Origin of the sequence: Mesorhizobium sp. YR577 (genome assembly GCF_900116595.1) — a bacterium.
Lineage (GTDB): Bacteria > Pseudomonadota > Alphaproteobacteria > Rhizobiales > Rhizobiaceae > Mesorhizobium_M.
The window spans coordinates 49,490-70,630 of the sequence record NZ_FPBI01000002.1; the positions used below are offsets into that span (position 1 = coordinate 49,490).

Annotated in this window: 14 protein-coding genes; 10 read left to right on the plus strand and 4 right to left on the minus strand. The window is 60.4% G+C overall.

The window, feature by feature from the left end; all coding sequences use genetic code 11:
* Positions 1 to 2: 2 nt before the first annotated feature.
* On the minus strand, positions 3 to 605 hold the full coding sequence (locus BM413_RS03210; RefSeq protein ID WP_244537735.1) for a type III secretion protein: 603 nt from the start codon (positions 603 to 605) through the stop codon (positions 3 to 5).
* 407 nt (positions 606 to 1,012) lie between these two features.
* Between BM413_RS03210 and BM413_RS03215 the strand changes: the two genes are divergently transcribed.
* Together BM413_RS03215 and BM413_RS03220 are read left to right on the plus strand one after the other, a co-directional pair.
* Positions 1,013 to 1,618: a L,D-transpeptidase gene (locus tag BM413_RS03215; RefSeq protein ID WP_091911076.1), complete on the plus strand. Its 606-nt coding sequence runs from the start codon at positions 1,013 to 1,015 to the stop codon at positions 1,616 to 1,618.
* A gap of 45 nt (positions 1,619 to 1,663) precedes the next feature.
* A complete protein-coding gene (locus tag BM413_RS03220; RefSeq protein WP_091910444.1) occupies positions 1,664 to 2,608 on the plus strand; it encodes a LysR family transcriptional regulator in 945 nt (314 codons plus the stop codon).
* 4 nt (positions 2,609 to 2,612) lie between these two features.
* Here the strand turns inward: BM413_RS03220 and BM413_RS03225 are convergent, their stop codons facing one another.
* Together BM413_RS03225 and BM413_RS03230 are read right to left on the minus strand one after the other, a co-directional pair.
* On the minus strand, positions 2,613 to 11,849 hold the full coding sequence (locus BM413_RS03225) for a LysM peptidoglycan-binding domain-containing protein (protein ID WP_091910447.1): 9,237 nt from the start codon (positions 11,847 to 11,849) through the stop codon (positions 2,613 to 2,615).
* 72 nt (positions 11,850 to 11,921) lie between these two features.
* Positions 11,922 to 12,782, minus strand: coding sequence for a MurR/RpiR family transcriptional regulator (locus tag BM413_RS03230; protein WP_091910449.1), 861 nt, complete (start codon positions 12,780 to 12,782; stop codon positions 11,922 to 11,924).
* A gap of 212 nt (positions 12,783 to 12,994) precedes the next feature.
* Here BM413_RS03230 and BM413_RS03235 point away from each other — a divergent pair, with 212 nt between their 5' ends.
* From BM413_RS03235 to BM413_RS03265, 7 genes are all read left to right on the plus strand, one after another.
* Positions 12,995 to 13,177, plus strand: coding sequence for a hypothetical protein (locus BM413_RS03235; RefSeq protein ID WP_091910450.1), 183 nt, complete (start codon positions 12,995 to 12,997; stop codon positions 13,175 to 13,177).
* A gap of 122 nt (positions 13,178 to 13,299) precedes the next feature.
* Positions 13,300 to 14,307 (plus strand): SctD/MshK family protein, encoded by a 1,008-nt coding sequence (locus BM413_RS03240; protein WP_091910452.1) that lies wholly within the window; start codon positions 13,300 to 13,302, stop codon positions 14,305 to 14,307.
* A complete protein-coding gene (locus tag BM413_RS03245; RefSeq protein ID WP_244537736.1) occupies positions 14,304 to 14,744 on the plus strand; it encodes a hypothetical protein in 441 nt (146 codons plus the stop codon). The genes BM413_RS03240 and BM413_RS03245 overlap by 4 nt, the downstream gene beginning before the upstream one ends.
* Before the next feature lie 17 nt (positions 14,745 to 14,761).
* The gene (locus tag BM413_RS03250) at positions 14,762 to 15,073 is read left to right on the plus strand and encodes a tetratricopeptide repeat protein (RefSeq protein WP_244537737.1); all 312 of its coding nucleotides are present in this window, start codon (positions 14,762 to 14,764) and stop codon (positions 15,071 to 15,073) included.
* Positions 15,070 to 17,214 (plus strand): type III secretion system export apparatus subunit SctV, encoded by a 2,145-nt coding sequence (sctV, locus tag BM413_RS03255; RefSeq protein WP_244537738.1) that lies wholly within the window; start codon positions 15,070 to 15,072, stop codon positions 17,212 to 17,214. The genes BM413_RS03250 and sctV overlap by 4 nt, the downstream gene beginning before the upstream one ends.
* 87 nt (positions 17,215 to 17,301) lie before the next feature.
* Positions 17,302 to 18,660: a type II and III secretion system protein family protein gene (locus tag BM413_RS03260; protein ID WP_091910453.1), complete on the plus strand. Its 1,359-nt coding sequence runs from the start codon at positions 17,302 to 17,304 to the stop codon at positions 18,658 to 18,660.
* Between the two features lie 15 nt (positions 18,661 to 18,675).
* Positions 18,676 to 19,125, plus strand: coding sequence for a hypothetical protein (locus tag BM413_RS03265; protein ID WP_091910455.1), 450 nt, complete (start codon positions 18,676 to 18,678; stop codon positions 19,123 to 19,125).
* Positions 19,126 to 19,210: 85 nt separating this feature from the next.
* On the opposite strand, the gene BM413_RS03270 is transcribed toward BM413_RS03265, so the two are convergent.
* The gene (locus tag BM413_RS03270) at positions 19,211 to 20,014 is read right to left on the minus strand and encodes a tetratricopeptide repeat protein (RefSeq protein WP_091910456.1); all 804 of its coding nucleotides are present in this window, start codon (positions 20,012 to 20,014) and stop codon (positions 19,211 to 19,213) included.
* 85 nt (positions 20,015 to 20,099) lie between these two features.
* Here BM413_RS03270 and BM413_RS03275 point away from each other — a divergent pair, with 85 nt between their 5' ends.
* The gene (locus BM413_RS03275) at positions 20,100 to 21,140 is read left to right on the plus strand and encodes an EscU/YscU/HrcU family type III secretion system export apparatus switch protein (RefSeq protein ID WP_091910458.1); all 1,041 of its coding nucleotides are present in this window, start codon (positions 20,100 to 20,102) and stop codon (positions 21,138 to 21,140) included.
* Position 21,141: the final 1 nt, after the last annotated feature.

The window sequence follows — 21,141 nt, forward strand, 5'->3', positions numbered from 1 at the left end:
CTCTAATTTGCTTTGGCGGAGGGGACATTCTGTGCCTCCGCCTGCCTGCCACGGAAAACGCGGACCGGAACGACCTTGCCGTCACCCGGCTTCGCGCCCGGCGCTGCGGGAACGCCTAGCGTCTTCCTGACGAGTTCGACATAGGATGGCGGCCCGGAGACCGACACCACGTCATCCTTTTCCGAAACCTTGACGGGAAACCTCGGATCGATAACGCCCAACCGCGAAAGCCGGTCCTGCGCGCCGGCAGCAGCATTGGCATCCAGCGGGATCATTTCCGTCTGGACTTCCGCCTCAGTTGCCACGTTCATGACGATACCGTCGAAATGCCAGACCAAACCGTAGCGGTTGCATATCTCTTTCAGGAATTCGTGGGCCGTTCCAACCGGCATGCCGGCGCTCAGGCGCCCTTTAACGAGTTTGCTCACGCGTACAGGCACACGCATGTTTCGTCCGAGTTCAACCAGCGCATCGGGTACCGATTGATCGACCGTGATGTATTTATAGGGGCCGGACGGCCAGCGCGGCTCCGCGGCAATGGCCTGCAACGAGGCAAAGCCAAACACCAGGCCAAACGTCAGGGCTGCCGCAAGGTGGCGGGCCAAGAATGCAGCCGACCTAGCTCCCGACAACCGATCCGCATTGCAGGTACCGCGTCCTGTCAACATTGGTCCTATCGCAGAGAGACGCCTGCCTGATGGCCGATGTCGCTCGTGTCATGGTTTGCCCGCCGATTCATTCTATCGCGCACATCACGAAATTGAAAGTCCAATTGGATTTTACATGAGGATTTGGTGCCAAATGTTGCGAACGTCCAGCAAAGCGATATGGTGCGCTGGAATCAGATGATCACTGGTTCGTGATCGCCAGTTCAACGCCTGGATGCGGAAAGGCACCGGTCTCGATGATAGCAAACAAGATCCTGCTAGCGTTACCGGCATTTCCCGGCAGCGTTCCAGGCGGCTTGGTCGCATGCCGTGAGCGTCTCATCCGGCAACTGGTTTTGATTGCAATGGCTTTTACCGTTACCATCGTGCCGGCATGGTCCCAATCGAACAGCGGTTACGACCCGAGAAGCTGGACATACGATCGGGCGACAAATGTGCTGGTTGCCCCCTCCGCCCCCGACCAGCCGTCGAGCAACGAAATCCAGCCGGGATGGTCCGTTATCCCAAGGGAAGTGGTGCTTTTTAGCGAAGCCCAGCCGAAAGGAACGATTGTGATCAACACGACGGAGCGGCGCCTCTACTACGTGCTCGGAGACGGCAAGGCTTTGCGCTATGCGGTGGGGGTCGGAAAGGAAGGCTTCGAATGGTCAGGCCGCGATACGGTGTCGAGCAAGAAGGACTGGCCGGACTGGCGCCCACCAGCCGAAATGCGCAGCAGAGAGGCGGCAAAGGGGCGCTTTCTACCGGCACATGTGAAGGGCGGGCCGAACAATCCGTTGGGAGCACGGGCGCTCTATATCGGCAATACGCTCTACCGGGTCCATGGCACCAATCAACCCTGGACCGTCGGGCAGGCGAATTCTTCCGGTTGCATCCGCATGACCAATGAGGATGTTATCGACCTGTACGATCGAGTAAAGCTCGGAGCACGGGTCATCGTCAGGCATTGATGGGCGGATAACCGTCCGAATGCCGTAGATAAATGGTCGACCATCATGATCCCGTTCAACATCAAGCAACTCGAAACCTTTCTCCTGGTCGCGACCTTCGGAAGCTTTCGAAAGGCTTCCGAGCGGCTGAATACCACGCAGCCCGCCGTATCCACCCGTATTGCCGGGCTGGAAGAGGCCCTAGGCGCCAAGCTGTTCGAACGGCAAAGCAGCACGGTTAGGCTGACCGCCGAAGGACAGCAACTCCTGCCGGCAGCTCAAAGAGTGCTGCGTGTGGCGGAACGGCTTCAATTGACCGCAAACTCGCTTTCAGAAACGACAGGGGTGCTGAGGCTTGGGGTTGCCGAAACCATCGTGCACACTTGGCTTCCGGATTTTCTGAAGGAACTTCAAACCAATTATCCGCTTGTCGACACGGATATCGTCGTCGACGCGACGACGACCCTTCGCAACGAACTCATGTCACATCGGCTCGATCTTGCGGTGCTGATGGGCCCGATCCTGGAGTATAGCATCGAGAATATCGAATTGCCGTCCTATCCGCTTGTTTGGGTCTGTTCGCCGCAGTTGGACCTGCCCAGCCGACGCAAGGCAACGCTGAGCGACCTGATGCGATTTCCAATCATCAGCTATGCGCGCACCACGAGGCCCTATAGCGAGCTCTACCGAAAACTTACCGCCGAATTCGAAGAAACGCCGCGCGTCTTCCCGGCCAATTCGCTTGCCGCATCCATCAAGATGACACTGGATGGAATTGGGATAGCCTCCCTCCCCCAGGAGGTCGTCCAGGATTACACCGCAAGCGGCAAGTTGCGCGTCGTCGAATGCGAATGGCATCCGTCCGACCTGCAATTCACCGCTTCCTATTCGTCCGAACCTTCCAATCCGATAGCCGAGCGGGCAGCCAAGCTGGCTGTCTGCGTTGCGCACGCCTATGCCGCGAGCACCGGCAAGGCCGAGGAAACCTCAGCCTTTAAAGATAGCCGGTGATCTCTCAACCGATCGCGGTGATCGGAAGATAGATGCGGTCGCCTGAAAAGACCATATCCGGACTCACGATGTGATCCATGTTGAGCACCACCGTCTCCGCCACGTCAGCAGAATGCGTCTTGGCGATGAGGCGAATGCTGTCTCCATCCTTGACCTCAACCCACTCGTAGCCGTTCTTCTCCAGGGTCGGGTTCGTCCGACCGTCCGGATTGCTGTCGCCTGCGGGATGAGGCTCGACGTAGTTGCTGGAAACCCAGCCGCCATGCATTTCGCCGTCCGGCCCGAAACCCTCGACAGGTATCCATGCCTCGCCTGACTGATCGGTCGAAGGCTCCGCGGTTTGCTCGACATATGTACCGGGCTGAAGGACCGTCACCACGGTTGCATCCCCGTCGGCTTGCGCTCGCAGATTCAAGCCGTCGTCTGCCATAACGACGAGCTGCGGAAAGTCCGTCGGCGGGGTTTGTGTTCCAGGTTCGGGGGTCTCTGCCTTGTCGTCCGGCGGCGTTTCATTCACACCGGAGGGGTCGTCACCAGGCCTGGTCGGGTCATTATCCGGCGTCGGGCTCGCGACATTCCACGGCTGATCATCCAGTGCATCCCAGGCAAACAGAAACATGCCTACGCCGAAGGTCACGCCAAGGGCGATACGGTCGGCATAACCCCAACGCTTGTCGGATTTGGCACGCGCGCTGACATCCTCGTCCGTTCTCGGAATCGACTGGCGATTGAGCCTGTCAGTGCGGATTGCCGATGCCCAGAATTCCGCGCTTCCGACAGTGAAGAGAACGCCGGCCGAGGCGGCCAGCGGCGAATGCAGATTCTGGACGGTGTAAGCTGCTGAGCCAACCAGATAGCCCGCGTTCCCGATATGATCGGCCATGGTTCGGAAAACCGGCCTGCCCGTGACCGACTGCAGGACCGATTTGGGACCGTAGATGACATTGCCCAAGGCAAATGTGCCGTTCACCACCAGGTTTTCGCCGTGCAGCATACCGACGGTCGAACCCGGAGATGAGAAGATGAACGACGTTCCGCTGGCAGCGTTAAGGGCGCGACCCAGCGGCTTGTGGCTTGCGGTGGCATTCGGGAAGACAGACTGGGCGCTGAAGACCACACCGCGTACACCGAAAGCGACGCCCGCTGCGGTTGCCGCCCAATGTGGTGGCAGCATCTGCCACACCGTGTAGGACGATCCTGCCATCGGCCCGAATGTTGCGACCAGCTGCGCGTTTTCCTTTATCCGGGCGTGAATCAGGGCAGCCTCAACCGCAGCCGCCTGATCCGGCGTCATGGTCTTCTTGTGGGTTGCGCGATAGGTCGTCAGTTGCAGCACCGAAAGCGCATTGGTCTGTTCGGTCGTCATCCAGGCGAACTGCTTCGGCGTGAACTTGCGCAACTGGCCGGGGCTCAGTTCGCCAAGTTGCGTCGGCGTCAGCGCCAATACCTGCTGCTTCGTCAGTGCCTCGATCTGATGAACAGTCAGGGAGCCAAGCTGTTCACGTGTGAGCGCTGCAATGTGGTCCGGCGACAGTTTTGCCGTGGTCACCGGATCACGTGCCGCAACCAGGTCAGGATTCAGCGCTGCGAACTGCGTAGCATCCAGATGGCTGAACTGGGCTGGCCGCATGGCCGCGAACTGCTCGGACGTCAGGGCATTGCGCTGCTCGTCGCTGAGCTTGGCTATCTGGTCGGGAGTCAGCTTGCGCACTTGCTCCGTTGTCAGGGCTGCCAACTGCTCGGGCGAGAAAACCGCCACCTGATCCGGCCGGAGGGCAGTGATGCGGCCCGGCGCAATCGCCTGCAGCCGGCTCGGCCGGATCGCCTGAAGCTGTTCGGCACTCAGCGCCCGCAACTGCTTCGGTTTCAGCCCTGCCAGTTGATCAGATGTAAGCCGCCCGACCTGGTCAGGACCAAGCGCGCCAACCTGTTCCGGCGTCAGCTTGGCGATGTGCTCCGGCCTGATCGCGTGAAGCTGTGCGGAGGTGAGCCCGGAAATCTGCTCCGCCGACAGTGCGTTGACTTCCTTGCCGGTAGGCGCCCGGACTGATTCCGCATATCCCGGCTCGGTCGCGTAGCTTGGCGGAAGTTCGAGACTGACGATCCTGCCGGTCGTTGCGTCGAAGACTGCCCTGCCCCGGTCGGGCGCCGGCGGCCATGTCGCTGCTGAAGGCTGCGTTTCGGCGGCAATGTTCACCACCTGCGGCGTCTCGCCAGTCACAACCGGAGTTTGGTTGCTGACCTTCTCGGTCACCGGCGGGGCTGGCGCTTCGGTTTCCGCTGGCGCGCTGATATCCCAGAAGTCGTCGGCCGGCCTCAGGATGACCTGTGGGCGTTTTGGCGTCGAACCTGGCGCAACCGCATCCGGGTTCAGCGTGAATTCGCCGACGAAATTGCCGTCCGGGTCCATCATCCGCCAGCCATGTACCTCGCTCCACGGTATGCTGCCGTCGACTGCGGTCTCGTCGACACGGGCCATCCTTTCGCCGACCGGCATGCCCATTGCCTCAAATTCGGTCGGGACATGGAGGCGCGGCCTGCTCGGGTTCAGCGTATAAAGGTAGGTATAACCTTGCTGCCGCGCGGCTCGTGACTCTTCCGAAACGAAAGCCTTGGCTCCCGAGATCGACTGGCTGGTGCCGACGAAACGGCCATGGGTATTGCCCATGACATAGTTGCTTAGCGTGATGCCTTGCGGGTCGCCCACCCAGATTCCGGTTGGCGGCGGTGGCGAGAAGCCTCCCGCATCCCTGACCTCGGCCGGTGTGCGGGTATCTGCTCGGAATACGTAGGGACCGACATTGCCGCGCAATGGTCTTGTGGGCTCGCCCGCACCTTGGACAGGTTGATTACCCTCTTCCGGATGCCCGAGGCTTCCCGGCACATGGTCGTCGGAAGCACCGCGTATCCAGGGCAACACCGCGGGTTCGCCCGTATTCGGGTCGTAGACCAGGATATGCGTCTTGTCTGCGATCTCCGGCGCGTCAGCCGGCGCGCGCGGCCCGTCAGCAGGCGGCACGTACACCTGTTCCGGGCTCCTTGGCTCGGTGCCCAGCATCGCAGCGACGATCACCTCGCCGTTCTTGTCCCGGAGTTGAATGGTCCGGCCCGAGCCGGCTTCCAAAACAACAGGCTGCGGCTGCGATTTTGCAGCAGGCGTTTTGTCGTGCCCGAAAATATTCCCGACGATCCGCGCCTTGTCGAGCGCGCTCTGCAGTTCCGCTGACGGTGGTGCATCGAGGAAAACCCAGCGCGGCTCATAAGCTGGGTTTTCGTTCCGCAGCGCTACGTCCTTGTTGATCTGCTCCTGCAGTTTTGGCGTAAGCGGCACTTCGCGCATCTGCGCAACGCCTTTGATCGTCGTCCAGCGATGATAGGTCTTGACCTCGATCGCCTCGATCACGTCGTTGTCCTTGAAAACAGGCGCATCCACGTATCTTCCGCCTTCGCCAAAGACGGGGTGCGGTCCATTCGGGTTGGCTTCAACCGGGAAATACGCTTCGCCAGTCGAACCGTTGAGTTCGCGCGTATAGACCTCGCCGGCCTTCCACTTTTCGGGTTGCCGCAGGTTGCGGACTTGTTGGAGCGTGAAGCTGGTAGGAGGCGCCGGATCGATCATCTTGCGGACGGGAGCTGTTTCCGGCCGCACTGACGCTCCATCGTCATCTCCAAGACTGCCCGGCACATGGTCTTCGGAAGCACCGCGTATCCATGGCAAAACAACGGCCTCGCCGGTGTCGGGGTCGTGCACGAGAATATGCGTCTTGTCTGCCACGCTCGGGTCATCGCCGCGTGCCACCGGCCCGTCGACCGGGGGCACGTATACGTTTTCCACACTGTGCGGAGGAGGTCCGTAGTGGGTAGCGGTCACGAGTTGCCCGTTCTCATCCCTTATCTGCGTATAGCCTGCGCGTGATTGCGCTTCGTCAGACCCATAACCGAGCTGCCCGTCACGATAGACCGGTCCGGTCTGAGAATCCTTACCACTGGTATAGATGTATCCGCTGGTGTCGCGCACCGGCATGCCGGTGAAACTGCGCGTTTCCGGATTCCAGATGAGGCGTATAGAATCCTCCTTCGCAGTAGGCTGTTCCGGTACCACGATGGGATCGCCATCCGCAGGGGCGGTCTCCTCGCGGCTGGTCGAACCGTCCAGGTCGCGGCCGGGTAGCATCGCCGGTCCCTCGCCGCTTGTATCGCGAGCGTTGATCACTTCGCCCGGTATCACAGGATGGTCGGCGTCGTGGAAGACCTGTTCGTTGGTCGCACGGTAGACGCCGTCGTTGCCAGCCGCATAAACGGTCATCGGTCGGGACGATTGTCCGTCACCTGAAGGGTCGCCTTTGCCGCCTGTGGGTGGCGGCTGGTTGGGGCCCTTCGAAACACCGGCCGGCAGCGCGCGCAGGCCAGTTGGACCGCTGCCGTCTTGTGCGCCGTAGGAACCTTCCCGGGCACCGAAGTTAGTTCCCTGCTCGCCGGACGTTTCACCAATCACCTCGCCATCGACGATGATTTCGTCCGGGCTCGGCTTCACATACTCGCCGCTGGGTCTGTAAACACCGTCAGAGCCGGCTTCATACACAGCCCGTGGCCGCGTCGATGAATTTCCATCACCCATTGGAACGGAGCCGGCCCAGGAATGGGTGTTCTCGCCACCATGAGGACCAGCCCGTCCGGGAATGTTATAAAGCAGCCCTCGACCGCCCAGACCTGTGCCGACAGCGCCAGTACCGATGCTCATGATGGTGTTTGCGAGTTCGGCAAATGACATTTCGCCGCCGTGTATGGCCAGATCCTCGGCCGATTTGGCAAGCAGCGGAACACCGGTGACAACGCCCCCGGCATCAAGCCCCCACGCAACGTTGGTCAGCTTGCTGCCGCTTTGCATATAGCTCGCCACCTGCCCGGCATAAGGAGATTGCGTTACGTTTACGCGGAGTTTGCCAACGCCCCAGCTGGCGTCGCTCATGCGCGCCATTCCGAATCCGCCTGCGAACGCCTTGGAGGTGGTCAGGCCGGACCTTGCAAGGCCGAATGTGCGCAGGGCACCAGCTCCGACCGGCAGGAACGCGGTGACACCGGTCGCGATATTCCAAGCCGACTGACTGTCGAAATCGCCGCCCTGTAGAAGGTGCTCGCCTTCCTTGTAGAGAGCTTTGCTGCCAAGTGCTGCGCCGGAAGCGATCGCGATAGGAATGGCCCATTGGCCGCCCGGAACGAACGAGACGATGGTGGCGGCACCGGCTACGATGCCGAGGCCTATGTCGGTGGCCTTGTCCCAGAAATCCACCTTGCGGCCGTCAGCGACCTCCAGTTCATCTAGCGAAAATCCATCGGCGCCGAGCTTCATGTCGCCGCCCTTGGCCATGATCAGCTTGCCGCTGTCGCTGAAGATGCGGTTCTCATGCTGGAATTCGTCGAAGCTGCCGTAGTATTTGCCGGCGCTGTCGACATAGCCGATTTCCTTTTCATCGTCCTTGATCGCGAACAAAGCCGTCGACGATTCCACCCCGCCATCAAGCGAGAAGATCGGCACAACCTTGACCTCGCCGTTTTCGCCTGCACGGTCGATGATTTCATCGGTAACCTTTGTGACCCCTTCGCTCGATTCGTCGAGACCGAGTGTCCTGGCTACAGTGCCGCTGAGTTCGCCAGGCCCGTATTCCTCGTACTCGCCGGTGAAACCGCTGTCGTACAGCTGCTTGAGCTGGACCTGATAGCCGGCCAGCGCCTGATCCTTGTGCTCCTCAAAATATGTGTTTTTGAGACGCGCCTCATGCTCCTCGTTACCATATGTCAGAAGCTTGGGGTTGCTCGCATAGAAGCCATACCAGTCGCGCGCCGCGACCATCGCCGGGCGGACATCCTTTTCCCATGTCTCCAGTTGATTCTTTTCGGTTTCTGCCGAACTCCTGTTGATTTCGGCAGCTGCCACTTCGGGATGTACCCAGAGCAACTGGCCATCGATCTCGATCTGGACCGACTTGCCGCTGGCACCGATCGCACCGGGTCCTTCCTTTTCATAGGCAGCAGCAACCTCCGGTGCGACCCAGAGATCATGGCCGTTCACGGTGATCTTTACCGGCTGCTCACCTGGCTGAAGCGTGCCGGCAGGCGCCTCGACGGTCCCCGTGCCATGCTCGGTGATCGCATTGTCGCGAGCCGTCGTCGCGTCGACGAGCTTGGTTTTCGCATCTTTCAGCTGTGCATCAAACCGCTCGACCTGCACGCCGATGATCTTGGACTTGGCGGCCGCCAGCGCCGATTGCGAGCCTGTTCCATGAGGCGTGCACACCGGTGCCGAAGTCGAGTTTTGCGTCGACGCCAGCAGCTCCTGCCACTGCTTGTTGAGCGGATCGTTGCGGAAATCTTCCCTGATATTCTTGTCGTTGAGATCGTATGTCAGGGCATATTTCAGGACTGGCGTGTCATTACCGTTTTCATCGAGGAAATTATCGTTCTCATAGGTGTTGACGAGATAAAGCTGACCGTTCTCTTCGATCACTTCCTGTGACAGCAGCTTCCCGGTGTAGTCGCCCTCGGCATTCGTGTAACCGTTTGGATCGAAATGATGGGGATTTCTCTCCATCGCCTGCGCAAGCAATGCTTGTTTGATCGGCTCGACATCCACGGCAAGGTCGGCCGCATCCTTTTGCGCAACCCCAAATTCCTCATATGCCTCAGCCAGTGTCACCTGGCTGGCTGCAGCCTCTTGAAGTCCTTTCAACTCCTCGAGTCTGCCATTGATTTCGGTATATTCGGGACTTCCGGGTTCAGCCTCGGCAAGCTCCAGTTCCGTCGCACCGACCATCTGGTCGATTGTGGCCTTGTTGCCGCGTGCGGTGTGCAGCGCAGCGTTGATGAAGAGCCCCGCGACCTCCGCGTGTTCTGACTTGCCCTGCAGGTTGATTTCCGTGCTGCTAGGTCCGCCGCTCTCACCGGCCGACGGCAGGCTCGGATCGCTGAGCCCAGGCAAGGTTGCCTGCTTGCTGATAGCGTCGAGGAGGCTTGTCTCGCCCTGCTCGTATTCGGCCCTCGCATTGCTGGCACTTTCGAGCATGTTGTTGGCGGTGGTCAGCCGTTCTTGTGCATCTGCAAGCGTGCCTTTCGGCTCGGGTGCCTTCCACTCCAGCCCATAAGGCGCCAGGGTGTTGTTGAGTGTCGTTTTGGCGTCCTGCATGGCTCCCTGGTATTCGGGATCCAGCGCATAAACGTCGAGTTGCGCCGCGCTTTGCCCAGGCTGTGCCTGTGCTTCGCCAAGACGCGCTATCACGGCGTTCTCGGCGGCGATCGCTTTGGCGACTTCAGGGTCGAACCACTGCCAACTTCCGTCGACCATCAACGGCACCCATTTGCCACCTGACGGAGCTGTAGCCGATGGAGGCTCGCCGAACGGCCCGACCGATGTGACGTTGCCGTCGAGATTTGGCGTCGCAGCTATGCCGCCGCCATAGGTCTTGATGGCGTCCGATACGGCTTGCTGTTTGTCTATGACTTCTTGGGCAAGTTCGGGACTCGCCCCGCCGAGGACGCCTTCCAGGATAGTCTTGAGAACAGTATCGGCCTTGGCCTGCTCGATATCCTGGCTCTCCGGGTTGATCGCCAGCAGCAATTCGGCCAACGACTGCTGCGCCGTACCGACCTCGATCTTCAGCTCGCTGCCGGTCGTGTTGTTGGTCAGCGTTACCTTGCCGTCAGGATTCGTGGTCAGCGTGTAACCGTTGAAGGTCACCTCGACGGTCGTGCGCGTGCCGTTCTCGATCGTCACAGTCTCGCCGGGGTGAATGAGGTCGGGATCGCGGGGCGATTCGAAAAGCTCGGGATTCGATCCCCTCAGGTCATCCAGCGTGACGCCATATTGCTGCGCAATCAGGGTCAGGTTGTCGCCCGGCTGTACCTCGTATTCGACAGGCTCGCCACCGTTGATGTCCTCGGTGGTCGTCTTGGTGATGCGGCCATCCTTGTCGATGACGATCTTGGTTTCGGTTCCCGCCTTCGGGTCCACGATGGTCGTGGTGGTTTCTCCCGTCTCGAGATTGCGCTCGCTGTTGCGGGTCCTGCCGTTGCCATCCTCGGACACGGTCGTTTCGGTGCCGTCGGAGGTGGTCACTACCGTGCGCTCGTCATGCTGATAGTCATGGTAGTAGACGGTCTTGTCGCCGGTATTCGGATCGACGACCTCGGTCGACTGCACGTCGCCATTGTCGCTTGTCGGCCCGCGCGTCGTGACCTCGTAGCCGGCCGCTTGCAATTCGGCGATCACCTGGTCGCTGGTCAGGCCCCGCTCCTCTGCGATCTGATCAATGCTCTTGCCGTCGGCGAGATCGTCCTGGATGCCTTGCGTGGTCGCACCGCCCGGATCTTGGGAAGCATCGAGAACCACGTTCTCTCCGTTCGGCCCGGTCACGGTGGTGACAGGCAGAGCAGGACCGCCAGACGGCGTCACCGTCTCGACAGTCGTGCGGTTAGGCAAGGCAGTCCGCTCAGTAACGGTGCCGCTGCCAAGATCGTCCTCGTAACGGGTGGTGATGGCGCCTGTGTCGGGATTGTAGCTGCTGGTTTCCTTGCGCCCCAGCCCATCACGGATCGGCGTCGTCGTCGCGGTACCGTTGGGCGTTTGCTGGATTTCCGTATAATAGTTGCCGTGCTCGTAGTCGTAATGTTCCGTAACGGTCCGGCCGGTCGTGTCCGTTATCTCGGTTGATACCCCGACCTCGCTTTCGGTGGTCGACACCGTCATGCCGCCGGATCTTAGGGAAGCAAGCACCTGATCCTTCGTCATGCCGCGGTCGGACGCGATCTGATCGATGCTTTTGCCGCCGGTAACATCGTTGACGATGTTGCGGGCAGCAGTGGCTTCCGCCGGCGTCTCTTCCGCGGCACCGGTATCGAGCTTCACCGGCATCACGGTGGGGCTTGCCAGATTGGATGTATTAAGCGCCGGCGTTACGGTTGTACCGTTGCCCGATGTGCCGTTGCCCGCGTTCACGCTCGGCGTTGTCGACGCCACGGCCGGCGCGGCTGGGGGCTCCTGCAGTGAATTCAGCTGGGTGTTGACCTGGGTCAGTTCCTGGCGAGCTTGCGCCGCCCAGTCGCGCTCGCCCATCCTGTTGGCAAGCCTGATCTGCTCCCTGAGCTTCGTGGCCTGCGCCTCAAGCCGCGCCACCTCTCCGGCATTGGCAGTGGCGTTCACCTTTTGCGGTGGGACCGGTGGCTTGGTGAGCGTAATCGGGCGAACCATCTGGACGACCTCCGGATATCGTTCTTGACGGCAGTCGCCGCCAGGCCCCCTGCCCGATAAGCGCTTCCGATCTTATCGAGGGGGCTTCCAATAGATGCCGAAAGCCGCAAGTTGCTCTTCCGACTGCTTCACTCTGTCTGCAGCATTCACTTCCGAACGCGCGGCGGTCAGTGCCACGAGAATCTCAACAGCGGCAAATGCCGGCGCCATGCTGCGGAAGAACGACTGCGAATTCGACGTAACGATGATCGCTTCCTGGGCGATGCGGGCAAGCGGCGACACATTGCTGTCGGTAATTGCGATCACCGCAACCCCCTGTCGTGCCGATTGCCGCGCTACCTCGATCGTCGTTCGCTCGTAAGGCGGCATGCTTATCGCAAGCAGAACATCGCCTTTGCCTGCGTCCTGCAAGGCATCCAGGCCATGCCCGGTCATATCGCCCACGAGATTCACCTTGCGGCCATCCGCAGCCAAAAACGACATCACATTGACGAAGTGATTTGCGACAGAATGCCCGGAACGAGAGCCGAGGCTGTATATATTGCGCGCCCGGCCAAGGACATCTGCGGCAGCAATGAACTGCGCCGCGTTGCCGTATTCGCCAAGGCTTGAAATCTGGGCCGCGAGCGCGTCGGCCACGATGCCGGCGGTCGAGTATCCCGGATCCCCGTCCTGCTCCCTGCCCTGCCGCACAAGACCGCCAGAGCCAGGTTCACGCAGCGCCTGAGCATAGAGGCTGCGCATGTCCTCATAACCCTCAAGGCCTAGCCAACGCGCCAGCCGCATCATCGTACTGTGCGAGACGCCGGCCTGATGGGCCTGCTCGCGCATCGACATCAGCGCGACATCCTTAGGATGATCCAAAACAAAACGCGCAGCGATGCGTAGCTGCGGCGGCATATTCTCGAACCGTTCGACCAACAGCTCCGCCAACGGACCTTTTTCCATTTTCAAATACCCCATTCACCCCGTTTGAAGATTACCCTGTGACAGCGCGCAATGCAACACTTGGAACTGCATCCTCTCATATGTTCCAAATGGACTTCCATTTTCGTTCCTGCTGCCTTAGAGTGACCCTGCAAGCTGACGGAATCGCATTGCCATTCTGAAGTTTGCAACTTGAATCGTCCCTCAAGGAGACAATCATGGCTACTACCCCTCCCATTACATCCGGCTCTGCGGGATCGCCTGAGCAGAATCTGGATAAGATGATCAAGCATCAGGAACGTATGTTCGGTCTCGAGATCACGAAAGAGATGGCGAAATCACAGCACGATATGCTGATGAGCACGGCGAGAACACTCGGCCAATCGGCTGAAAAGGCCTAAGGCTTGGGATTCTCAATCCCTTGCGCCGCCGAAAGCGACCGGCGGCGTACTCACATGGCGGAATGTTTGCGCGCTGCTGTCAGGCTGCATCTGAAATAGTCATCGGCGGGAGATGAAGTGGTATGACCGCTAATTCTATCGGCAGATTTTGGGATGCGGCGCTCGTGCGCCAGCTTCGGTCGGTCATCATCGGCTCAAACGACCAGGCAGCCGCGCAGGCCATTGCGCTCAGCGTTACGCACGGCTTCCACGCCGGTGCCGAACTCAATCTGACCGAACCTCAATACACAGTTGGCTCCAGCACCGATTCCGATATCGTTCTTAGGGACGAAGGGATTGCGCCGATCCACGCCAGGTTGCGCCGCAAGGGTGGCCAGATTGAAATCGAAGCCGTCGGCGGCGATGTCACACTGGCCAATGGCGAGACCATCCATGAAGGTCATGGCAGCCGCTGCAGGTTGCCGGTCAGGATATCCGTCGGCGATGCCAATATCCAGCTAGTCGGCCCGGAGCGCCCCGCAAGTCGCTGGTCCGTTTCCAATCGCCCATTGCTGATCGCCGGCAGCGTGTTCTTTGCCGTGTTTGCGGTTTCCGTTGCCGCCAACGGACTCTCCTTCGCCAAGCCTGATGGCGGCGGTGAACCTGCCTCCATTAACGCGAAACTGACGAAGGTGGCCTACGCCGGTGAAGCTGGGCAGGATGTGCTGGACGATTCATCGCCGGCACAAATACAGAATGCCGCCGAGGCAGAGAGCCAGCTCAGGCTCCGCCTTGAGCAGTCCGGGATAAGCACACTGGCCGTCGAACGTTCACCTGGACGTCTATTGGTCTCGGGAATGATCCCGAATGAAAAAAGCGGCGTCTGGACGGAAACACAGTCCTGGTTCGATCAGGCTTACGGTGCCCATATTCCCCTTGTCTCAAATGTCATGATCGGCAACGCCGAGCAGGCTCCCCGCCTGACATTGCAGGCAATCTGGTATGGCGAGCGGCCTTACGTCATCGCAGCCGACGGCGCGCGTTACCATGAGGGCGCATTCACGAATGATGGCTGGACCATCAAGCAGATCGGCGAGACGGAACTTCTCCTGACGAAGGGCGGCGCCACGGTCGCGCTGAAATATCCGTGAACCGCCGGCTCGAAGGGCCGAGATTCGATACAGCAAGGTTGGATTCAGCCGGGCGCGAGGTGCGGCAGGCGCAGGATGTCCGCGGCCAGGCGATCAACCGGCGGCGGATGAACGGCATCGACAAGGCCTCGAGCCGCGCACAGGGAACAAAATCAACCGCCAGCGCAGAAAGGCCTGAGACCACAGAATTCCAGCCCTCCCAGGGTTCGACCGGCAAATCGCTTGACGAGATACTCATCGACTTCGTCATGCCAAGCATTCCCGAACCTGCGATCCTGCGCCGCTCCGTGTCTATCCTTCAGCATTTCGTCACGCATCAGGTTCCCGATCTCGATGGCGGTGAGCAACTCAAGACACTCGCCAGAACGCTGATGGAGGATGAAATAGAGCGTCACCGCAATCTGCTGGGCCGTATGCAGGAAGGAATCGAAACCTGACCGACCAGCACGACACGGTGCATCTGCTGCATGTCTTGGGCTATCTCTACGGGTGTCATGGGCAGGCAAAGCGGGGTGCGGCGTACCTGCTTATCGCAGCACAGCTTTCTCCGGGAAATGCCGGCGTCCTGCGGACATTGGCGCATCTGCTCATACTCGATGGCGAAGCCGACAAGGCGCTCGCCACGATTGCCAGGCTGGAAACCTTGGACGGAATGGATCACCCCACGCTTGTATTGCTGAAGAGCCGCGCCTTGCTGGTCGCTGGCCGCAAGGCTGAGGCGCATACCGCTCTACGGAGCTTCCTGTCGCAGAGAGGCGCCGAATGATTGCGTTGTCTGAGCGACTTCTCCAGTTCCTTTCCAAGCTCTCACGGCGCGGCGATCTGGTCATAGCAATCCTGATGCTCGTCGCCGTGGTGATGATGCTCATTCCATTGCCGACATTCCTCGTCGACATTCTCATCACCGCAAACATCGCCATCAGCGTGCTTATCCTGCTGGTTTCGTTTTATGTCTCCCACCCACTTCAGTTTTCGTCGCTACCGTCGGTCATTCTGATCGCCACCCTGTTCAGGCTGGCGATCACGATCACGACCACCCGCCTTATCCTCTTGCAAGCCGATGCCGGCGAGATCATCACCGCGTTTGGCAGTTTCGTCGTTGGCGGCAGTATTGCCGTCGGCCTCGTCGTCTTCCTGATTATCACGCTCGCGCAATTCATCGTGGTGGCGCGAGGCGCAGAGCGTGTTGCGGAAGTGGCCGCGCGGTTCACGCTGGATGCACTGCCGGGCAAGCAGATGAGCATCGATGCGGAACTGCGCAACGGCGATATCGATCAGGCGGAAGCGCGTCGCCTGCGCCAGCAACTCGAACGGGAGAGCCAGTTGTTCGGCGCGATGGACGGGGCGATGAAATTCGTCAAGGGAGACGTCATCGCCGGCATCGTGATTATCCTGGTCAATCTGATCGGCGGCTTTGCGGTCGGAACGCTACAGCACGACATGTCGATGGGTGAAGCCGCATCCACCTACTCCCTTTTGACAGTCGGTGACGGTCTGGTCGCGCAGATACCGGCACTGCTCGTCGCGGTTGCCGCCGGCACGATGGTGACGCGCGTCGGCAGCGCAGACGGCACGACTGACCTTGGCCGCCAGATTACCGGCCAGCTTCTGCGGGACTCCCGCGCGCTGGCGCTCGCCGCTGCGGTGATGGTCGGCCTGGCCATCGTGCCAGGTTTCCCGTCCATTGCGTTCCTGATACTCGGTGCTGCCTTCGGGCTGGGCGCCTACGCCATCAATCGTCGCGCCGGGCAGGAAACGGAGCCAAAAGACATCGGGCAGATCGCAATGCCCGAACAGCCAGGCAATTCCGCACCGCTTTCAGGCACCCCCGTCGGTGCATTGTCTTCTTCCCAGCGTATCGTCGTAAGCTTCGGAACCGATCTCGGAAAGGTAATCCTGGAAACCGATTTCGCTTCACTCGCCGATGGCGTGCGCCGCGAGCTTTTCAGTGACCTCGGCGTCGACGTGCCGGCGATCGGCGTGCAAATCGATGACAAGGCGCTCTCATCGCGAAGCATTCGCATCGATTTGGAAGGCGCACCCATCCTGGATACCGAGATTCCCGCAGACCGCGTTCTGGTCGAGGCGGATGTAACGAATCTCGATCTTCTTGACGTGACTTATGAGAAAGGCGCAGCAATCGCCGGCCAGCGCAAATTCATGTGGGTCGACGACCATCAGATATCGGCGCTGAAAGAAGCCGGCCTCGCCTTTTCGACACCGGCGGAGACGGCTGCCAAATGGATGGGAAATGCGCTTCGGCTCTATGCCGGCCATTTCGTCGGCATACAGGAGACACGCAGGCTGCTGTCGGACATCGAGCCCGATTACGCGGATCTGGTCAGGCAGGCGCAGGAGATCGTGCCGCTGCAGAAGATCGCCGAGGTGCTGCGCCGGCTGGTTGCCGAGAACGTGCCGATCCGCAATCTGCGCCTGATTCTTGAAGCATTGATCGAGTGGGGTCAACGCGAGCAGGACGTCGTCATGCTTACGGAATACGTCCGCACCTCCCTGAAACGCCAGATCAGTTTTCGCTCCGCCGACCGCAACAACATCATCGCTGCCTATGTTCTGCAACGCTCGGCCGAAAACATCCTCAGAGGCGCGGTGCAAAACAACTCGGCCGGCACATTCCTGAACCTGTCGGATGACGATGCGCAGGCTTTGGTTACGGAAATAGAGCGCGCCGTCCTGCAGACGTCAGCCGACGTCTCGCCGGTCGTCCTCGCGGCGATGGATGTGCGCCGCCATATGCGAAGCCTGCTCGCCCACAACGCCATCGAGCTTCCGGTTCTGTCCTTCCAGGAACTCGCACCCGAATTCAATGTCCAGCCTCTGGCCACGATAGCCGGGCGCTCGGACAAGCGCGGCACGCGCAATATCTCTCAATCTCTCCCCGCAGCCTGAGCAGAAGTGGGGCAACAAGCTGCCTCATGACGCTGGCGAGATGGATGGGGACAAAAGGGGAATTTACATGCTCAGGAGAGGGACGGCATGACAATCCACGATAACACAGCAGGCATCCGGGCCACCGCTTTCACCGGGCGGAAGGACGCGCGCTGGCTCGCTGTCGCGGTTGGCTTTTTGCTGGCGCTTTTTTTCACGCTTGCCGATGCGTCAGCGCAGAACGTGTCGCCATTGCCGAGCCAGCCAACTGTGGACCTGCCGGTCGGGCAAGGGCGTATTTTGCGGTTCAATGAACCGGTCGAATCCGTTTTGATCGCCGATACGACGATCGCAGACCTGCAGGTCGTGTCGCCGGGCATGGTCTATGTCTTCGGTCTCAAGCCGGGCCTGACCAATCTCATTGCTGTCACCGCTGACGAGCGGATCGAGGCGACAGCCCAATTTCGCGTCACAGCCGATGTCACGCCTGCCCTCGAAGCCAAGCGCGCAATGCGGCCGAACTCAGCGACAAACCTCTCCATCTTCGGAAACCGCATCGTAGCGACCGGTGAAGCACGCGGCGTCGAGGAAGCGACGGAAGTCGACAATATCGCACGGACCTTCTCGCCGCCGGAACAGCCGCCGATGAACAACATGACCGTGCAAGGCTCGCAGCAGGTCAATATCAGGGTTCGTTTCGCCGAAGTCTCGCGCACGGAGCTGCAATCCTATGGCGTCGACTGGTCCGTCGGCTACCGGAGCGGTGGCTTCGAATTCAACATGTTTCAGGATAATGGCGTGCCTTCCGGCCGCGACGGAAACTTCGGCCTCAGCATGGACCAGACGCATGGCGTCAATTTCGACATTCTGATCGAAGCGCTGCAGCGCAACGGCATCGTCAAGATACTGGCCGAACCGAACCTCACGGCGGTAACCGGCCAGACGGCGAGCTTCCTTGCCGGCGGCGAGATTCCGGTTCCGATTCCGCAAGGGACCGACGTCGTTACCGTCCAGTACAAGCCCTTCGGCGTATCCCTGGGCTTCACGCCCACGCTGATTGGCCGCAATCGCATCGGCCTCCATGTCCAGCCGGAAGTCAGTTCACTGTCGGAAGCAGGATCAGTCAGCGCCAACGGCTTTGCCATGCCGAGCTTCGTCGTGCGCAAGGCAGACACCACGGTTGAGGTAGCGAGCGGACAGACCTTCGCAATCGCCGGGCTCTTTCAGCAGCGAACATCGCGCAACCTGGAAAAGTTTCCGGTTCTCGGCGACGTGCCGGTTCTTGGCGCGCTCTTCCAGTCTCAGCGTTTCCAGCGCGAAGAGACTGAACTGGTCATCCTGATCACGCCCTATCTGGTCGAGCCGGTGCGCGACAGCCTCGCCACGCCGCTCGATCGTCCGGCCGCCAAGCGTCCCCATCGCAAGCGCACCAAGGATGCGTCAGCGATGGGCTTGATCATCAAGTAGCGGGGAAACGAACCCATGACCTTACCCATCGCTTTCCGTTCGCTTCTTCCGATTCTGCTTCTAGCCGGCTGCGCGAACAACCCTCAACAGCGGGCCGACTATTCGCCTGGCTACAGCTATGTCTCTACCGACACGGGTGGGTCCGAAAAGAGCATCGGCGGTTCCGTCCTGGCGCCCAACGCCTGTCTGGCCGAGCCGGTCGACGAAGACAATTCCGCCGCCTCGACCGATCTGACGGTCGTCTCGGGCGTCGGCGCGCATCTGCCGCCCGGTTGCGCCAATGCCTATAACCTCCAGCGCATGGCCGAAAGCCAGCGCGATCTCGTTGAAGGCCGTCGCATGGGACCGGCCCCGGCAGCACCGACCGCACGCGCAGCACGGCGCTATCTCGATGGCGAAGAGGAACCGATGGGCGGTGCCAATAGCGGGCCGTTGACACCGCAGACAACATCACCGATCGAGTAAATCGATGAGGAATTGCCCGCGCGCCCATGAGCAGGCATCGACAGATGGCACCGGGAACAGCGCGCGCGGCCTTGTTTCGCAGCGATTAGCCGAGAATGGAGCCGAGCGCGTTGGCTTTCGCCTGCGTGCTTCCCTTGGCGCGGATGTTTCTGGCACGCGCCAGCAAAGTGTCCACCTCCTTGGTCGTCAAGCCGATCGGCGGCGATGCCTTGACCTGATCGGCCTGGCCGAGAAGTCCGAAGACCACGACTGCATTGCGCTTGTGATGCAACTGCGCGTTAGAAGCTGCCGATATTTTCTGCGCCAGCGGCAGCGCGGTCGCCGCGTTACCCTCCAGAGCCGCCGCCAGCGACATGTTGGTCTCTATATCGAGATCGCCGGGCGCAAGCTTCAGCGCCTTGGTGAAGGTGGCTTGCGCCTCGCCCGTCTGGCCGGCGAAAGTCTGCGCCACGCCCAAGCGGTTGTAGGCACTGCTGGTGTTGACCAGTGGGGCAGCCTGAGCCAACGCGCGCATGCCGGCATCGATGTCACCCGTTTCCATCATGGCCGAGCCGAGCCCCAGCATCGCCTGGCCATCATCGGGAGCTTTCGCCAGTGCGGCCTGGTAGGCTTTGGCGGCTTCCGTCGGATAACCCGCCCGCATATAGGCCTCGCCCGCCTTGACGAGCGCACTCGGCTTGGCGTCGGGCATTGCAGCCGCACGCTGGTAGAGCGCCATTGCAGTGTCGCTTTCGCCGCGCGCGTCAATATCGTCGGCGAGCTTGATCAGACGTTCCGATTGCGTAGACGGGCCCTGGGCTTTCGCCTTTTCGGCATCGGTTTTGGCCGTCTGGCAACCGGCCGTCGCCAACATGGCAACGACTGGCAAGAACACGACATGAAGCCGCATATCCACCTCTCCGTATTCAAGCCCGCCCTCACCTTACACAGGGCATCGGTCCACTGGAACCGCAACAGTGCGGTAAGATTGCAACATGGCCGAAGAAGCTGAGGAAAAGAAATTACCGGCTTCCGAAAAGAAGCTCCGTGACGCCCGTCGTAAAGGCCAAGTTTCGCAGAGCCGTGACCTGGTCACCGGCTTTACGCTTCTCGCGGCACTGGCCTATCTCTATTTCATCTGGCCAACGGTTTCCGGACACCTTTCGGAACTCGTGCAAACGGTCACGGCTTCCAGCGGTTCGTTCCAGCAAATCAGCCTGCGGGCCATCCGCCATTCATTTTCGCTGCTCCTGCTTGTCACGGCACCACTGGTCGGGATCGTGGTCGTTCTCACCGTCGCCTTTGGCATGATCGGAACTTTCGGACCGGTCCTTTCCTTCGAACCGCTCAAGCCGCAGTTCGATCACATAAATCCGGTGAAAGGCCTGCAGAAAATATTCTCGCTCCGCAATGTCGTCGAATTCGTAAAGGGCGTTGCGAAGGTATTTTTGTTGGCAGGTGTTTTCGCATTCATTCTTATGGCGTGGCTCCAGCCGCTCTTCGACACGCCGGGCTGCGGCCCGACATGTATCGAGCCGATGGTAAAGGCTGTGCTGCTCCCGCTGGGCACAGCGGCTGCCCTGGCATTCGTGGTCATCGGCATACTCGACGTTCCGCTGCAGCGCTGGCTGTTCCTGCGCGACATGCGCATGACAACCACCGAGTACAAACGCGAGCATAAGGATCTGGAGGGAGACCCGATGATCCGGCATGAGCAGCAACGGCAACGGCGCGAGGCTGTGATGCAACCTGCCAAGCTAGGCGTGAAAAACGCGGTCATCGTCTTCGCTGCCGGCGACCGCGCGGTGGCGCTGCGTTACGTCAAGGGCGAAACCCCCGTGCCGACTGTTGTCGGCAAGGGTCAGGGCCGTATGGCCCACGATATTCTTGCACAGGCACGCGCGGAAGGCATTCCTGTGGTGGAGGACGCAGCGGTAGCCGAACCACTGTTCGAGACTTCCAACACCGGAACCTACATCGGGCAGGAAATGTTCTCACCTGTTGTTCGCCATCTCGTCCGACATGGCCTCACCTAAG

Bases quoted from the DNA above. Each gene is read 5' to 3' on its own strand.
- BM413_RS03270 (WP_091910456.1), bottom strand. From the start codon at position 20,014: ATGCGGCTTCATGTCGTGTTCTTGCCAGTCGTTGCCATGTTGGCGACG.
- BM413_RS03225 (WP_091910447.1), bottom strand. From the start codon at position 11,849: ATGGTTCGCCCGATTACGCTCACCAAGCCACCGGTCCCACCGCAAAAG.
- BM413_RS03260 (WP_091910453.1), top strand. From the start codon at position 17,302: ATGACAATCCACGATAACACAGCAGGCATCCGGGCCACCGCTTTCACC.
- BM413_RS03265 (WP_091910455.1), top strand. From the start codon at position 18,676: ATGACCTTACCCATCGCTTTCCGTTCGCTTCTTCCGATTCTGCTTCTA.
- BM413_RS03275 (WP_091910458.1), top strand. From the start codon at position 20,100: ATGGCCGAAGAAGCTGAGGAAAAGAAATTACCGGCTTCCGAAAAGAAG.
- BM413_RS03220 (WP_091910444.1), top strand. From the start codon at position 1,664: ATGATCCCGTTCAACATCAAGCAACTCGAAACCTTTCTCCTGGTCGCG.
- BM413_RS03240 (WP_091910452.1), top strand. From the start codon at position 13,300: ATGACCGCTAATTCTATCGGCAGATTTTGGGATGCGGCGCTCGTGCGC.
- BM413_RS03235 (WP_091910450.1), top strand. From the start codon at position 12,995: ATGGCTACTACCCCTCCCATTACATCCGGCTCTGCGGGATCGCCTGAG.
- BM413_RS03215 (WP_091911076.1), top strand. From the start codon at position 1,013: ATGGCTTTTACCGTTACCATCGTGCCGGCATGGTCCCAATCGAACAGC.
- sctV (WP_244537738.1), top strand. From the start codon at position 15,070: ATGATTGCGTTGTCTGAGCGACTTCTCCAGTTCCTTTCCAAGCTCTCA.